We start from the raw sequence: 12601 nt of genomic DNA, 5'->3' as shown, positions 1-12601 counted from the left end.
ATTATGATCATGAGGTAGGTAATGAACTGTGAATAATTTGAAGTGATTTATTTACGATTTCTTCTGCGGCATATATGCCGATTGCGTCTGTTTTTAAAATATGGGGTTGTAAGTTATCATGCATTGCCCCTAACTCACCATGAAGTGGTGCGAAGGCATGGTTCGCCTTTTCAAGCATGCATAAATCAAGTAAAGAATCCCCAGCTGTAATAATCGTATCTATTTGCAAAATTTCTTTTATATATTGCACGGCGTCCCATTTATTAATTGGTTTTGGTACAAAGTATAGCTTTCTACCTTGAAGTGAATGATTCCAGCCTTGTTTGTCTAACCAGGAAGTGAAAGATGATAATTCATCATAAGGAATGTTCTCCCGTTTAATAATGCAATAATGGAATAGATCATCGGCTGTTTTTTGTGATATAACCCAATCTTTATGAGCTATTTGTCCAAATTCCTTTAGTATGTCGTTTCTCTCTATACATTCAACCGATAGTCTTTCTTTTACTGTCCTGTTCCAAGTACCATCTTGTTTCCCGTTATGAAGGATATTACCGCCATTACTTGTAATGACGTATTCGGGAATGATTTCGTCTTGGAATAAAGCAATCCGCTGAAACTGCTCAATAGTTCTTGTTGTAACTGGGATGAAATGTGAGTGCAGTTGTAATTTTTTTAGTAGTGAAATGGTTTTATGTGATATAAAAGAAATTTCTTTTCCATCTAAAGTTTCAATGAGTTGAATTGATTCATCTTCTATAGGGGCACGAAACGATTTCCGGGAATAAATAAGCGTTTGATCAAGATCACTGGCGAAAATCATATTGTTTCCTTCCTAAGAGGCTTAATGAGCCCGCAACATGAATAAGCCATATTCTCATAGAGTTCAATAGGGACATTCTTTTCTTTAGCAAGAAGTAAAATATGCTTTAAATCGGGATTGTTTTGCTTACGTATTAAAATTTTCCACGGTATTCTCCGGAGTAATACGCGAGTTGTTTCACCGACTCCTGGTTTAATTAAGTTAATATCGTCAATTTCAAAGTGATTTTGGATAGACTGTATATCTTTTAATCCTTGCCAAGAGGGATCAGTGTAAGTTGAAGTAATATAACGTAATTGATTATCTATATGAGAATGAACAGAAGGGAATAAATCTGTTACCTCATCAACGAAGAAATTTGATAAGTCTTCTTGCTCTAGCTCTTTATAATATTTAACACCATGAAAATCATTTGGACCGATATAGGTATCATTTAGTATAGTGCGGCTAATTAGTCCAGAGACAGTTGCATTTAAGCAAGCGCTAGGAATAAGAAGATCTTCACGTGTACCGTAAATTGAAGTACAGTAACCGGGATCAGCAAGCACAGCCATACAATGAGAAATGTGTGTATTATTTCGTTCGTTAAATGTGTGTACGGCATATTCTAATTCTTTTTTTATTGCACCTTTCCCAGTCCATCCATCAATGAATTGAATTGTTTCTTTAGGGTGATGTTCCAAAATATAATGGAGTGCATTTTCATCAATACCGCGTCCGCGAACAATAGAAATACAATAGTGAGGTACATCAAGGTTGTATTGATAGCGTATGTAGCGTTTAATAAGAATGCCAATAGGTGTACCAGCACGAGCTAATGAAACGAGGACAAGGTTAGTTCCTTTAGTCTGTATAATTTGTTCGGCGACAACTCCAACAGCGATGGCTAGTTTGTGTTTGTATTGTTGCAGGGAAGAAAAGAATAAATCCATATACGCTTTAGATGGTTTATATTCCATTGGTAACATTTCAGAATAATGTGTGCCAGCTTGAATTGCTTGTTCTCTAGTTTCTGTGGAACTTTCTTTCATTAAATTACTAATATCTTTTAATAGAAAAATAGCATCATTTGGATCATAACTACTAATATGAGAATTTACTTTTACCATAATTATCAACCTTCCTTTTCTATGCTATTTGAAAATGAGACGATATGAATAAAAGGAATAACTGTTTGTAACTGCTGTAGAAGAGGAAACAGGGCTTCTTCTCCTAAATCACGCTCAATAAAAACAAATACTTCATCGTAATCATGAGGTGAAATATTATAAAAGTAATTTGTAATAGTAGAATCTTCAGGACTTGGATATGAGAAATGATTATGAATGGCATAGTTCACATCATTTGAAACAGGATGGATAGGGCTTCTCGTTGTAGATTGATATAAAATATTTTCACCCATTTCAGCAGCAATTTTCATTGGGATATACATAAATTCACCCGTTCCGAGACAGAGTGTTCGTTTTCCCATTCTTTCTCTTTTTAAAGCTTTTCCTGCTTCTTGAGCGAAAGAATGAATGTGCTTTTGTTCATATGCTGAAATGCCGAATCGCCCGGTATATTTTATATAATTTAATGTATAGGGTGATGTTGGGCAGATAAGGGTATGCTTTTTGAAATCAGGTTTTGTTTCTTCAATTTGAATATCTGTTTTTGAAATATTCAATGGTTGGCCAGTTGTATGAATACTGCCTTCTAATAAAGAAATAACATGAATCTTAATTTGAAGTTCTTCTTCTAATTGTTTAAATTGTTTTCTATTAGTATGAGAACGCCAGTCTAATAAAGAAGCAATTATATATTCTTCTCGTGGGAATTTATTTTGAATAGATCTAATAATATTTAATGCTGTTTTTCCTGTTGTCATCTCATCATCTACGAGAACAATTGGATTGTTGTTTTGAAAAAAGCTTTCATCTACATAACAACGGTGTGATGTTGCATGAGAATGTTCTTCCTCAAATGTAATGACAGATTCTAGGTGGGGTATCGATTCCCTAGTTGTATGTACATACTTTGCATTTTGAAAGCATTGAAACATAGAATGACCAAGTGATGTCGCTGTTTCAGCGAATCCGATGAACAAAACTTCTTCTTGCAGAGGATATTGATAACGAAATACTTCCTCTGGGATTTCATCAATTTCTAATGAAATGAGATTTAAAATTTCTTTTTGAAATGGATGAGAAATATTATGTAGTATTTCCATATATCTTGCAGCGAGAGCAACTCCACTTGATAGAGAGACTGCAGGTTTAATAGGAAGATGCTTTCCAAGGATTGTACTCACAAATAAAAAACTACGTTTCTTATTTATTCTCGCAGCCATTTGAAAAAGATTGTCTAGCGCTAAATTATATGGATTATCACGTACTTCTACATGAACTTGTATATTATTTAAAACGTTATACGTGTTGCTTTGCTTTTGCAATAAGGAGATCGGTGAATTGTTTGTTTTCATGTAGCACCCCGTAAATATTAGATTTTAAAATGGTTTTGCGAGCCCAGCCATAATGAGGTTTTACTTCATTCATTTTGTTAGAAAAACTGCTTTTTAGCACTCCATTATACGTATCTGCATTTTGTAAAATTAATCTCGCATCTAAATAATCTTCCATTGTGACGATATGCATTGCCTGTACAACTTTAATATGAGATGGGTGAATAACTGTCTTTCCGATTAAGCCATTTGCATGGTCAAGTGATACCTCTTGAATAAGCCCTTCTTCATGATCATTAGAAAAATATTCCCATACACATCCTGAAATAATATATTCATTTGTTGCCCTTGAGAAAACGTTAATAATGTCTGAAATACAATCACGGACAACAGTAATATGATAGATAGGTGTGTATTTATTGCGCCGAATACTAAATATACTTGAAAAATCAGTAGCACCAATACGTACATTTAAGATGTAATCGTGATAAGAATCTAGTAAATCCTTTATTTGTAATAATGATTCTGCCCGTGTTTCCTTATACATAATTTCGGGTGATTCTAAAATCGGCATGCCATATAGCGATAATGAGTATAACTCGTTTATATATGCAAGTTGATCGATATAAGTCTTTCCGTTAATCGGTGTGAATTTTGGAAAGACAAAACCACATAAACAATGAACAGCACTACCTAATTCAGTAACAATTTTCTTCATTTGACTTGGCTGTCGAACTCTAATAAAAAGAAGTGGGATGTCTGCTTGATTTAGTATGTTGGCACTGACTAAGTTAGCGATTTGCTGTATTTGAACGACGATGTTTTGCTCTGCAAGTTTTACTTCCTCATCGCTTATAGCGTCCTCTAGACAAAGAATAATTGAGATAGCATCCACATGTTTCCTTCTAATTATATCTTCCGTAATCGTTTCTTTCGTGCCAGGAGTATATAGTGTAGCGCCTAGTGCGTAAGCTAGTTGTTCTTTTTCTATATTTTTTGAAAAACTAAGAGGTTCTTTATAGAAAAAATTTTGCCGTTCTTCTGAGGAGAGATAAGAAAAGTAATTCAAATTGTCACCACCTTATTTATAATGATTCTGTTTAATCGTAACATAATAAGAAAAATCTTCCATTAAAATAAAGCGGTAAATTAAAAAAACATATTGAGAAAGATGAATTATAAGATGAATATCGAATATTGTTAATAGAAATATAATAGGGGGAAAGAGAAAGTGGATATACATAAGTTAACAGAGGAAGAAGCAAATGAGATAAATATGTGGGCGTACGAGGAACCATATAATTTATATAGTTTTTCAGGCGAGAAAGAAGTAATAAAAGAATTATTAGATGGAACTTATTATGGCTGTTGTGACGATCAAGGAGAGTTCATCGGCTATTTTTGTTTTGGAGAAAATGCACAAGTACCAGGTGGAAGAGATGCTAATTTATATGGTGGAGAAGATGTGATTGATATCGGACTTGGTATGAAGCCGGCGTTAACTGGGAAAGGAATGGGGAAAGAATTTTTCCAAGCTGGAATAGCGTTTGCTGCTAAGGAATTTAATTCGAAAATGTTTCGATTAAGTGTAGCAACATTTAATACAAGAGCGATTACGTTATATAAAAATATCGGATTTAAGCAAGGGCTTATTTTTTTGAGCCGCGGAAGAGAATTTATGCTTATGGAATACGAAAGACCGTCAGCATGAAACTGACGGCCTAGAAAACATTATTATTCTGAGTGCTCAGCTCGGTGCGCTAAACGACTTGATGCAGCGGCAGCGATTCCGCCAACGATATCATCAAGGAACGTGTGCACCTTTCCAGTTGATTTATCATTTAAGTATTCTAAAATACCAGGTTTTAATTTATCAATATATCCAAAGTTTGTGAAACCGATAGAGCCGTACACGTTCACGATAGAAAGTGCGATAACTTCATCAATTCCGTATAAGCCTTCATCACGTTTTACAATATCTTGTAACGGTTCACTTAGCATTCCCTTTTCAGCAAGGACATCAAGTTCGATACCTGTAATCAGTGCGTTTTGTACTTCACGTTTTGATAGTACACGTTCTACATTGTAACGGCATTCTGACATCTCTAAATTTGGATGGTATTTTTTTTGAAGAAAATGAACAAGTTCAGCAATATCGTCAATTGTTACACCGCGTTCTTGTAATAGTTGTAATGCTCTTTCTTGTAGTTGATTTGATTCTTTCATGTTTATCACCTTTTTTTCTTTTTAGTATTTGTATACGTTTCGTTGCTTTATCATGTGCATAGGAATGAAAGGCGAGCACAAGCTCATATATATAAAGAAAAACCATAGGTGGCGACTGCGATGATTCAGCATATTTATGAGCATTATCACATGCATGTTAAAGAATTAATCCCCCTTGGCCCCTATAAAAGCTTTTGGATTCGCAACAAAATTTATGTACTTGTTCCAATTGGAGAAATGGAGGAAGAAGTACTTGTAGAGATGAAAAAGCTCAGTGATTATATGAACCAGCAAGGGGATATAACTGTAGCGACTTTCGTTCCGACTATACACGGCTACTATGTAAGTGAGATAGAAGAACAAAATTATTGCTTATTAAAAGGTATGCGCACGTTAGAACGACATGCTATGTCATTAGGAAATGAACTTTCTATATTCCATAAACGAGGTGCATTCTTTCCAGAAGAAATCGAGCAATTAAGCCGCATTGGTGAATGGAAAGCGTTATGGGAAAAGAGACTCGATCAGTTAGAAAAGTTTTGGCAATCGCAAGTGATGAACCACCCTACAGACGTATTCGATCAATTGTTTATTGAATCCTTCCCGTATTACTTAGGAGTTGCAGAAAATGCCATTCAATATGTTGTTGATACAGAAATGGATGATACGCCGCAACTAACGGATGCAGCGACAATTTGCCAAGAACGATTCACACCTTTATTATGGCATCAAACGAAGCGTCTCAAACTCCCTTTTGATTGGGTGTATGATCACCCAACTCGAGATATAGCAGAATGGATTCGCTATATGATGATTGAAAAAAAGAAAGACTGGGATCAAACAATCGTTCAATTTGTTACAGATTATGAACGAAATTACTCGCTGTCCTCATTTGGTTGGCGCTTATTATTTGCAAGGCTCCTGTTCCCGCTTCATTATTTTGAAACGGTCGAACGATATTACCAAACTGGAAACGAAGAACAAAAAAGCATATATAGAGATCGCTTAGAAGCCATTTTACACGATGTGAACCGCTCAGAGCAATTTATGAAGCATTTTTATGGTTCACTTCGTTTACCAGTAGATAAGCTTGGGATTAGAAAATTAGATTGGTTATCTTAAAAATATAAAAAAGAGACCGAGTGAGGTCTCTTTTTTATATACCACAATTTTATGTAATACATTATGCCCCTACCTGCTGATCTGTACATATATTTAAAACGAATTGATGCCTTTCGAGCTTTTCATTTACTTTACCCAATAATTCTTGCTGGATTTCTTTAAATAAAAATTGATAGCTTGTATTCCATGTTGGTATAACGGATGAAAGGCCTAATAAATACTCTTTTTTCTTTTCTAGTTCTTGAATTGTTACAAAAGTGTTCCCCATTTTTGGCATCTGTCGTCCCCCTATGTTTTTTTACTGTATATGTGTGAACGATTCACTATATAGTATTAATTATCGCATTTTTTGAGAAGGATTTCCAATTTTGTTTTATGATGTTAACGGATAAATGTGATTTGAATAAAAAAAGGAGACCAAATTTGGTCTCCTTTTAGAAGGCGATTCTGAACGAGCCGCTTCCGCTTTTAGATTAAAATACTTGTTCTACTTCGATAACGCCTGGTACTTCTTCAAGTAACGCGCGCTCGATACCAGCTTTTAGTGTGATTGTAGAACTTGGGCAGCTTCCGCATGCACCCATAAGGCGTAGTTTTACGATACCTTCTTCAATGTCTACTAATTCAACGTCTCCGCCATCGCGAAGTAAGAATGGACGTAATTTATCTAATACTTCTAATACTTGTTCTTGCATATGTGGGTTTTCCATTTTTATCGACTCCTTTCATCAGTTTTATTATAATCAAGATAGAGGGGAAAATCTATTTTTTCTCTTCTTGTTTTATTGTCGAAATATTGTATCGTGTTTTTTCAGTATAGGGGTATGGGATAAGATTGTAAAATGATGTGCTTATGTAATAAGATATCTGAATATACTGTTGGAACAAGAAGTGGGGGAGAAGAAATGGTTAATGTTCAAGTGTATGGGACGAAAGTAATTTGTGCGAGCTGCGTCGGAATGCCAACTTCAACAGAAACGTTTGAATGGTTACAAGCGGCAATTGGTCGTAAATATGAAGGACAAGAAAATAAATTTAATTTCGAGTATATCGATTTCCAAGAAGAACAAGAAGATGCAGATAAAAAAGCATTCGCAGAGCGCGTAGTGGAAGAAGATTTATTTTATCCGGTCGTTCTTGTAAATGGAGAAATTGTTGGAGAAGGAAATCCTCGTTTGAAGGATGTTTACGAAGAAATCGAGAAATATTTATAAAACAAGAAGTCTTTGCGAATTTGCAAAGGCTTTTTTTATTGGAGGGATAGATATGAAAAATGGAGTGAAGCATGCGTTACCAACGGAAGTACAACAGTTAATGGAGCGGTATACAGTAGAATTAAAAGAAATTTTTTTGGATGAAAAAATAGTCGGGGTATATATTTACGGCTCCATCGCACTTGGTGCATTTTATGCAGAAACGAGCGATGTTGATTTTGTTACAGTGATAAATGATTCCGTGAATGAAGCTGAAAAACAGCAGCTTGTGGAACTACATAATAAACTTAGTGATAATACGCTAGGTAAAAGAATGGACGGTATGTATATTCCGCTTGCTGACTTAGGGAAATACAATGATGAAATGAACGAGTACGTGTATTGTGCAGATGGTAAAGCTAATGTTGGTCATTGGGACATTAATGCGGTCACATGGTGGACGTTGAAAAATCAAGGCATTACAGTTACAGGAAAAGAAGCAGAAGATCTTCCGCTGCAAATACAATGGAATGATGTAGTAAATACGATGAAATACAACGTAGAACAGTACTGGAGTGAAAAGGCGAAGAAGCCATATTTATTTTTTATAGAAGAGTGGGTAGAATCAGCTGTCGTTACGATGGGACGTATTTTATATACACTAGATCATAAAACAATCGTTTCAAAAGATAGAGGATTGCAATACTTGTCAGAACGTTCAGCGGAAGAATGGGAGCTCTTATTAAAAGAAGTAGCGAGAATACGGCACAATCCAAAAGAAAAGCGAATGCTCTCAAGGTGGAGAAGAGCAGATATGACGAAGAGGTACTTACTGCATTTAATTGAGACGTGTAGAGAGAAATGGTAGGGACGAAAATGGACAATACAGTGGGGTGTATTGTCTTTTTTATGTTGAATTTGGTATATAATGGTTTAAAAGGTTTAATTATACTGGAGGGGATAGGATGAATATAGAATTAGCTACATATGAAGAAAAGAATGAACAAATGAGTATGCGCCAAGTAATTAGCATTCTATTAATTATTTTTGGGGTCATGCATGGAATTGGTTTTTTGAACCTTTTATATGATTCTTCCTTATATCCATGGTATGTAGATCATCTTATTCCACCTTTCACGTTTTGTATGATTATCGTAATGTATGCACCGGCAAGAAATTGCTGCTTACATTTAATAAAATCATTACAATTCAATAATTTTAAACACTATGTAACGATAGTAATGACAGCGATTGTAATGCTTATATATCTTGCAATATTAAATTTAGTTTTACCACATGGGATTGGTGTGGACGAGTCTAGTATAGTAATAAAGCCTACTAAAAGTGAAATCATTTTATATGTAGTTGTGCTCACCATTTTTGCACCGATTTGGGAAGAACTTTTATTTCGGGGGATGTTTTTTACGAAATTATCCCAGCGCTTTTCTGCACTTACTAGTGCCGTTATAAGTGCTTTCATATTTACTTTTGGCCATCCCCTTACAGTAGGTAGTATTTTATATATTTTTGGTATGGGTATATGTTTAGCATACACATATAAGAAAACGAAGAATTTACTCGTTCCAATTGGGATTCATTTATTAAATAATTCGTTTTATTTATTAGTAAATTTTCAACTATAAAAAGACGCCTTTTAAAAAGGAAGTCTTTTTTATTTTGTAGTAGATAGAAAAGTATTTACAAGTATTGTGTAGAGGAAAGATAATAGAAAAAAATATGCGCATGGGGGAAGATGATGAGTAAATATAAATTACATATAGATAAAGAACAACTATGGAAAGGCTGCGTTTTAAATTCGATTGCCCATGCAATTAATGTAGCGCATTGTCCAGATTTCTCACATGAAAGTTCATGGGATGGATTTAACTATAGTATGCAAGATAGCCAAGGCGGACAAGGGACAATTACGTTTCATCCGAATTACACGATTGTATGTCTTCAAGATGTGAATAGCGAGAGAATTGATGAGTGGATTGATGCGAAAAATTATTTTGAAGGGGCACCTTCGGAAGTAATAGATATTGCGAAAGAAGAAGCACTTCAATACGTATTAGAAGAAGTAGAAGGCGAAACAGTTCCTTTGATTACAACTGCATTTTGGATTGAGGATAGCGGTGCGTATTCAATTGATTCATTTGAAGAGATGGAAGAGCACGGCGGATTCTTATTAGAAATTCCATTACTTGATACAGAATCAGCAATAGAAAGACTGGAAGAAGAGTATGAACTGACAGAGGAACAAATAGAGCTTTTACAACTCGTGTATAAGAAAAAAATCCAAAGTCCAAATGAGGAAATTAAGTTGTCTAAAGAAGAAATAGCAATGATTGGAACGGAAGATAGCGAAGGATTGGAATTTAGTAAGGAGTCATTTGAAGAAATGAATATTACTTGGGAGTTGTAGGGGAGGATAATATGTTTCCGATTGGTGATCAGCCGAAGATTACGAAAGACTTAGCAAGTATAGCTGGTGAGTTAGAAGAAGTAGCGATTGAGGGGAAAACAAAAAATATAGAACGATTAGCATCTTTGCAAGTTAAAAAGTTATGGGTGTTCACAGTAAATCAAAAGCAGTTTGATCATATTCTTACGTATGTTTGTCCTGATATATTATACGTTTACGAAATGAGGGTCGAGGATTTAAGTAGCCTTCAGAAATTGTCTAATTTACAACAGTTATATATGTGCTGGAATACAAAAGCAAAGATGTTATGGGATATTGAGTATAATAAAAAACTCAAATCCTTACTAATTGATGATTTTTCTAAGTTAGAAGATTTAAGTGCTTTAAGTAAGTGCACACAACTCAATACCTTCTATATGGGCGGTGGGATAAATACAGCGATGAAAGTACAAACTTTAAAACCACTCGCTGAATTACAGCAGTTGCAAAAGCTTACTATGATGAATTTAAAGGTTAAAGATGATTCATTAGAACCGTTAATGCAATTGAAAAATTTAAAGGAGTTAAGCTTATCTAATCAATTTAAGGTGGAAGAGTATGCAAAACTTTCTGTAGCATTGCCATATACGGTATGTGAGTCTTTTAAACCTTACGTATATATGGGCGATGCAATAGATGGGAAACATATAATGGTGACTGGGAGAAGAAGGCCAGTCCTTAATTCAAAAACGGATACTGTGAAGATGCAAAAATATGAAGAACAATTTAAAAAATTACAAGAAGAATATAAAGCACTAGTAGAAAGTACAATGTGAAATTACATTGCACTTTTTACTAGTTTTTTCATATACATATCAACTTCATGAAAGAATATGGGCTCTTTTTCTTCGGTATTCAGATGCACGGCGCAATGTAAATATTGCTGTAAGTAGCGAGTAGCTTGTTCGTACTGTTTTAATTTGTAGAAAGAAAAACAGGTAAGAAGTAGAAACGCTTTTTCTTCTAATATTGGAACGACAGCTAGTACGGGAGTAATGGAATGCATATTTGTTTCCACTAAATTTTCATAAGATACCCACGTTTGAAACCAGTCGAAAATAGTAGAAAGGTAATTCGGAATTTCGATAGTTTCATGTGAAACATTATGCAGAGGAAGTTAATAATGGACTATTCATTAGTTGTGTAAGTGGAAATATGTTTGAAATAGCAGAAGGCTAATTTGTGAGTTTTCTTAAGTCGAGATGTTTGTTTTAAAGTAGTAGTATATATTCACTAAAAAAAATGTATAAAAATGATTTTGATGCATCCTTTTTAGTGAATATATAAAATAATTAACTTAGTGTATTAAAGATATGATACATGATTATTTTAATATATTTAAAAGTAAAATGAAATAAGAAACGGATAATTGTCGGAATATATTCGATTTCCGTTCATTTTTATGAAATATGTGTACTTTTTGTTAGATTCCTTCATTTTGTCCATATACAATAAATGTATATAGAAATAAGAAAAGGATGATGTACGTGAAGGACACTGTTTTACAAGAAACGATTTCTCCACAAGAATTACATAAAGTTGTTCAAAAGAATACAGCTTATTATGATTTTAAGTGGGGTAAAGTAGAAAACCCTGCGCAAGGGAATACATGGAATTGGGTAGCCTTTTTCTTCCCAACCTTTTGGTTAGCTTATCGCAAAATGTATAAGTTATTTATTATATTTGCGTTATTGGCTATACCTAGTATAGTTATAACCCCTTTTATAGATATTCCAGAGGGGATTTATGTAACATTTAGTTTAGCTCTTCAATTAGGAATGATGATATTTACTGGATGGCAAGGAAACCGTTTATATTATAAGCAGGCTGTTCGTGTTTTTCGTAAGGGAGAAGATGCGTCTGATCATGAGAAGGCGTATTTCTTACAATCTAAGGGTGGCGCTAGTGTAGCTGGTATGATTGGTTTACAAGTTATAGTCGGGATTGTGTTTGGCGGAGCTATGCTCGGACTTTCTCTTTTACCAACTGAGCCGAATATTAAAAACGTTGTTCGTTCAACTGGTGAAGGGGTTACTTTAGAGATTATGACTGATAATCCAACCTGGAAGTTTGTGAAGAAAGAAAAAGATTATGATGTAGTAGAGTTTACTGGTTATGATTATACAGAGAAGAAAAACGTGAAAATTAAATTTGCTGTTTATTTCGATGAAGATTATTTCGAGTGGCAAGAGGTATATGAAAATAATAAGAAGTTAAGTGAAGAAGAAGTAGAAGAATATCAAATTTATATTGAAGAAAATAATTGGGGTTTCTAGAGGGAACTCGTTCATTTTGAAAAGAAGAATCTTGTGAAGGTTCTTCTTTTATTTATT

General features: G+C 34.3%; 16 protein-coding genes. 8 read left to right on the top strand and 8 right to left on the bottom strand.

Features of this window, described 5'->3' with window-relative positions:
* Positions 1–7 precede the first annotated feature (7 nt).
* Genes BUA87_RS31025 through BUA87_RS22185 form a run of 4 tightly spaced genes read right to left on the bottom strand, consistent with a single transcriptional unit; the run spans position 8 to position 4332 of the window.
* A complete protein-coding gene (locus BUA87_RS31025; RefSeq protein ID WP_065229514.1) occupies positions 8–823 on the bottom strand; it encodes an HAD family hydrolase in 816 nt (271 codons plus the stop codon).
* On the bottom strand, positions 820–1932 hold the full coding sequence (locus BUA87_RS22195) for a cysteine protease StiP family protein (protein WP_072940855.1): 1113 nt from the start codon (positions 1930–1932) through the stop codon (positions 820–822). Before BUA87_RS22195 ends, BUA87_RS31025 begins: the two co-directional genes overlap by 4 nt.
* A 5-nt stretch (positions 1933–1937) precedes the next feature.
* A complete protein-coding gene (locus tag BUA87_RS22190) occupies positions 1938–3284 on the bottom strand; it encodes a phosphoribosyltransferase family protein (protein WP_061660697.1) in 1347 nt (448 codons plus the stop codon).
* Positions 3229–4332 carry an HpcH/HpaI aldolase/citrate lyase family protein gene (locus BUA87_RS22185; RefSeq protein ID WP_071714563.1) on the bottom strand — a complete coding sequence of 368 codons (1104 nt, stop codon included), beginning with the start codon at positions 4330–4332 and terminating at the stop codon, positions 3229–3231. Before BUA87_RS22185 ends, BUA87_RS22190 begins: the two co-directional genes overlap by 56 nt.
* A gap of 162 nt (positions 4333–4494) precedes the next feature.
* Between BUA87_RS22185 and BUA87_RS22180 the strand changes: the two genes are divergently transcribed.
* Positions 4495–4974 carry a GNAT family N-acetyltransferase gene (locus BUA87_RS22180; RefSeq protein ID WP_000351141.1) on the top strand — a complete coding sequence of 160 codons (480 nt, stop codon included), beginning with the start codon at positions 4495–4497 and terminating at the stop codon, positions 4972–4974.
* A 23-nt stretch (positions 4975–4997) separates the two neighbouring features.
* Here the strand turns inward: BUA87_RS22180 and BUA87_RS22175 are convergent, their stop codons facing one another.
* Entirely contained in the window at positions 4998–5489 is a 492-nt protein-coding gene (locus BUA87_RS22175; RefSeq protein ID WP_000665103.1) for a phosphatidylglycerophosphatase A family protein, read from the bottom strand.
* Positions 5490–5609: 120 nt separating this feature from the next.
* On the opposite strand from BUA87_RS22175, the gene yutH reads away from it, so the two are divergent.
* Positions 5610–6611, top strand: a complete 1002-nt coding sequence (gene yutH / locus BUA87_RS22170; protein ID WP_000614216.1) for a spore coat putative kinase YutH — start codon at positions 5610–5612, stop codon at positions 6609–6611.
* Between the two features lie 61 nt (positions 6612–6672).
* On the opposite strand, the gene BUA87_RS22165 is transcribed toward yutH, so the two are convergent.
* Together BUA87_RS22165 and BUA87_RS22160 are read right to left on the bottom strand one after the other, a co-directional pair.
* On the bottom strand, positions 6673–6888 hold the full coding sequence (locus tag BUA87_RS22165; protein ID WP_001125507.1) for a hypothetical protein: 216 nt from the start codon (positions 6886–6888) through the stop codon (positions 6673–6675).
* 196 nt (positions 6889–7084) lie between these two features.
* A complete protein-coding gene (locus BUA87_RS22160) occupies positions 7085–7321 on the bottom strand; it encodes a NifU family protein (RefSeq protein ID WP_000431159.1) in 237 nt (78 codons plus the stop codon).
* Positions 7322–7516: 195 nt separating this feature from the next.
* Between BUA87_RS22160 and BUA87_RS22155 the strand changes: the two genes are divergently transcribed.
* The 5 genes from BUA87_RS22155 (at position 7517) to BUA87_RS22135 (ending at position 11044) form a co-directional block, all read left to right on the top strand.
* On the top strand, positions 7517–7825 hold the full coding sequence (locus BUA87_RS22155; protein WP_072940851.1) for a YuzD family protein: 309 nt from the start codon (positions 7517–7519) through the stop codon (positions 7823–7825).
* Between the two features lie 52 nt (positions 7826–7877).
* Complete coding sequence (locus BUA87_RS22150) at positions 7878–8672, top strand: nucleotidyltransferase domain-containing protein (RefSeq protein WP_071714573.1); 795 nt, start codon at positions 7878–7880, stop codon at positions 8670–8672.
* 97 nt (positions 8673–8769) lie between these two features.
* Positions 8770–9447 carry a CPBP family intramembrane glutamic endopeptidase gene (locus tag BUA87_RS22145; RefSeq protein WP_065229511.1) on the top strand — a complete coding sequence of 226 codons (678 nt, stop codon included), beginning with the start codon at positions 8770–8772 and terminating at the stop codon, positions 9445–9447.
* A 113-nt stretch (positions 9448–9560) separates the two neighbouring features.
* Positions 9561–10229: a hypothetical protein gene (locus BUA87_RS22140; RefSeq protein ID WP_072940848.1), complete on the top strand. Its 669-nt coding sequence runs from the start codon at positions 9561–9563 to the stop codon at positions 10227–10229.
* A gap of 11 nt (positions 10230–10240) precedes the next feature.
* A complete protein-coding gene (locus BUA87_RS22135) occupies positions 10241–11044 on the top strand; it encodes a leucine-rich repeat domain-containing protein (RefSeq protein ID WP_072940845.1) in 804 nt (267 codons plus the stop codon).
* 2 nt (positions 11045–11046) lie between these two features.
* Here BUA87_RS22135 and BUA87_RS22130 read toward each other — a convergent pair whose 3' ends face one another.
* The gene (locus tag BUA87_RS22130; RefSeq protein WP_065229508.1) at positions 11047–11379 is read right to left on the bottom strand and encodes a hypothetical protein; all 333 of its coding nucleotides are present in this window, start codon (positions 11377–11379) and stop codon (positions 11047–11049) included.
* Positions 11380–11746: 367 nt separating this feature from the next.
* Between BUA87_RS22130 and BUA87_RS22125 the strand changes: the two genes are divergently transcribed.
* Positions 11747–12544, top strand: a complete 798-nt coding sequence (locus BUA87_RS22125; protein ID WP_072940842.1) for a DUF2628 domain-containing protein — start codon at positions 11747–11749, stop codon at positions 12542–12544.
* Positions 12545–12601: the final 57 nt, after the last annotated feature.

Source organism: Bacillus sp. bc15, from assembly GCF_900142585.1.
Taxonomy (GTDB): Bacteria; Bacillota; Bacilli; order Bacillales; family Bacillaceae_G; genus Bacillus_A; species Bacillus_A cereus.
Note: the sequence above shows the minus strand (reverse complement) of the source record. Positions and strands in the feature narration are given on the sequence as shown.

Excerpts from the sequence above, each read along its gene's own strand:
- BUA87_RS22140 (WP_072940848.1), top strand. The coding sequence starts at position 9,561 with ATGAGTAAATATAAATTACATATAGATAAAGAACAACTATGGAAAGGC.
- BUA87_RS22150 (WP_071714573.1), top strand. The coding sequence starts at position 7,878 with ATGAAAAATGGAGTGAAGCATGCGTTACCAACGGAAGTACAACAGTTA.
- BUA87_RS31025 (WP_065229514.1), bottom strand. The coding sequence starts at position 823 with ATGATTTTCGCCAGTGATCTTGATCAAACGCTTATTTATTCCCGGAAA.
- BUA87_RS22195 (WP_072940855.1), bottom strand. The coding sequence starts at position 1,932 with ATGGTAAAAGTAAATTCTCATATTAGTAGTTATGATCCAAATGATGCT.
- BUA87_RS22145 (WP_065229511.1), top strand. The coding sequence starts at position 8,770 with ATGAATATAGAATTAGCTACATATGAAGAAAAGAATGAACAAATGAGT.
- BUA87_RS22175 (WP_000665103.1), bottom strand. The coding sequence starts at position 5,489 with ATGAAAGAATCAAATCAACTACAAGAAAGAGCATTACAACTATTACAA.
- BUA87_RS22160 (WP_000431159.1), bottom strand. The coding sequence starts at position 7,321 with ATGGAAAACCCACATATGCAAGAACAAGTATTAGAAGTATTAGATAAA.
- yutH (WP_000614216.1), top strand. The coding sequence starts at position 5,610 with ATGATTCAGCATATTTATGAGCATTATCACATGCATGTTAAAGAATTA.
- BUA87_RS22165 (WP_001125507.1), bottom strand. The coding sequence starts at position 6,888 with ATGCCAAAAATGGGGAACACTTTTGTAACAATTCAAGAACTAGAAAAG.
- BUA87_RS22155 (WP_072940851.1), top strand. The coding sequence starts at position 7,517 with ATGGTTAATGTTCAAGTGTATGGGACGAAAGTAATTTGTGCGAGCTGC.
- BUA87_RS22190 (WP_061660697.1), bottom strand. The coding sequence starts at position 3,284 with ATGAAAACAAACAATTCACCGATCTCCTTATTGCAAAAGCAAAGCAAC.
- BUA87_RS22135 (WP_072940845.1), top strand. The coding sequence starts at position 10,241 with ATGTTTCCGATTGGTGATCAGCCGAAGATTACGAAAGACTTAGCAAGT.
- BUA87_RS22125 (WP_072940842.1), top strand. The coding sequence starts at position 11,747 with ATGATGTACGTGAAGGACACTGTTTTACAAGAAACGATTTCTCCACAA.